A 1,883-nucleotide genomic window follows, 5' to 3' on the forward strand; every position below is an offset into this window, starting at 1 on the left:
CAAGGTGGGAGCCCGCCGTCGTCAGTTAAACCGCAACGCGTTGCCTGGTGCCGCCTCAGCCCTCGGCTTCGATGGCCGCCTTCGCGCCGGGATCGGAATCCTTCAGGAACTTTTCGATCCGCTCCGGCTCCTCAGCCTCGCCGATCGCCGCGGACGCACGGCCAAGCGAGTAGAGGGAGCGCAGGAAGCCGCGGTTGGGTTCGTGCTCCCACGGGATCGGCCCGACGCCGCGCCAGCCGTTGCGGCGCAGTGAGTCGAGGCCGCGGTGGTAGCCGACCCGCGAGTACGCGTAGGAATCGATGGTGCGGCCCTCGTCCCAGGCCTCCTCGGCGAGGATGGCCCACAGGAGCGAGGAGGTGGGGTGCTTCGCCACGAGGTCCACGGCTTCCTGGCCGAGCGCGAGATGCTGGTAGATCTCGCTCTCGGCAGGCAGGAGCGTGGGCTCGGGACCCATCAGGTTTTTCCGGAACTCGTCGGACATGGCTAGAAGGTCTTGCCGGTGGAGCCCAGCTGCTGGGCGGCCTCGACCACGCGGGCGGCCAGGCCGGCCTCCGCCGAAGCACCCCAGACGCGGGGATCGTAGAGCTTCTTGTTGCCGACTTCGCCGTCGATCTTCAGCACGCCGTCGTAGTTGCGGAACATGTGATCCACCACGGGGCGGGTGTAGGCGTACTGGGTGTCGGTGTCGATGTTCATCTTGATGACGCCGTAGGAGACGGCGTCCGCGATTTCCTTGTCCGAGGAGCCGGAGCCGCCGTGGAACACGAGGTCGAACGGGTTGGCCTTGCCGATCTTGGCGCCGACCTGCTCCTGGATGTCCTTGAGGATCTCAGGGCGGAGCTTGACGCCGCCCGGCTTGTAGACGCCGTGCACGTTGCCGAAGGTCAGTGCCGTGATGTAGCGGCCGTTTTCGCCGGAACCGAGCGCGTCGATGGTGGCCAGGGCGTCCTCGACCGTGGTGTAGAGCTTGTCGTTGATGGCGTTCTCGACGCCGTCTTCCTCGCCGCCCACAGTGCCGATCTCGACCTCGAGGATCATCTTGGCGGCCGCGGTGCGCTCGAGCAGTTCACGGGCGATCCGCAGGTTTTCCTGCAGGGTCTCGGCGGAGCCGTCCCACATGTGCGAGTTGAAGAGGGGGTTGCGGCCTGCCTTGACCTCGGCCTCGGAGGCGGCAAGCAGCGGGAGCACAAAGCCGTCCAGCTTGTCCTTGGGGCAGTGGTCCGTGTGCAGGGCGATGTTCACGCCGTAGTTTTTCGCGACTTCGCGGGCGAACGCGGCCATCTTGGCGGCCGCGGTGCGCTCGAGCAGTTCACGGGCGATCCGCAGGTTTTCCTGCAGGGTCTCGGCGGAGCCGTCCCACATGTGCGAGTTGAAGAGGGGGTTGCGGCCTGCCTTGACCTCGGCCTCGGAGGCGGCAAGCAGCGGGAGCACAAAGCCGTCCAGCTTGTCCTTGGGGCAGTGGTCCGTGTGCAGGGCGATGTTCACGCCGTAGTTTTTCGCGACTTCGCGGGCGAACGCGGCAAAGCCGAGGGAGCCGGCAACCATGTCCTTGGTGGAGGCGCCGGACCAGTAAGCTGCACCGCCGGTGGAGACCTGGACGATGCCGTCGGACTCGGCCTCGGCGAAGCCGCGCAGGGCGGCGTTCAGGGTCTGGGAGGACGTGACGTTGACCGCCGGGAAGGCGAAGCCGCCCGTCTTTGCACGGTCGATCATCTCGGAGTAGATCTCTGGGGTTGCAATGGGCATGCTGACTCCTAATGTGAATTTCGTCTACGGGCTGGTGATCCTGGAGGGAACCTCGTCGGCTAGGAACCATCCTAGCCATTCCTGCGCCGGGGCCGTGTCTCCGGTCACGTGGCCCCTGTAACACTCGCGGCCGGGCG

2 protein-coding genes are annotated in these 1,883 nt (G+C 66.4%); both read right to left on the reverse strand.

Translation table 11 applies throughout. The features are described from left to right. Positions 1 to 55: 55 nt before the first annotated feature. Positions 56 to 481: a DUF3151 domain-containing protein gene (locus Y706_RS0116205; protein ID WP_028277429.1), complete on the reverse strand. Its 426-nt coding sequence runs from the start codon at positions 479 to 481 to the stop codon at positions 56 to 58. A 2-nt stretch (positions 482 to 483) separates the two neighbouring features. Continuing rightward, a complete protein-coding gene (gene fbaA, locus Y706_RS30320) occupies positions 484 to 1,746 on the reverse strand; it encodes a class II fructose-bisphosphate aldolase (RefSeq protein WP_028277430.1) in 1,263 nt (420 codons plus the stop codon). Positions 1,747 to 1,883 lie beyond the last annotated feature (137 nt).

The sequence above is a fragment of the Arthrobacter sp. I3 genome (genome assembly GCF_000520575.1).
GTDB classification, from domain to species: Bacteria; Actinomycetota; Actinomycetes; order Actinomycetales; family Micrococcaceae; genus Arthrobacter; species Arthrobacter humicola_A.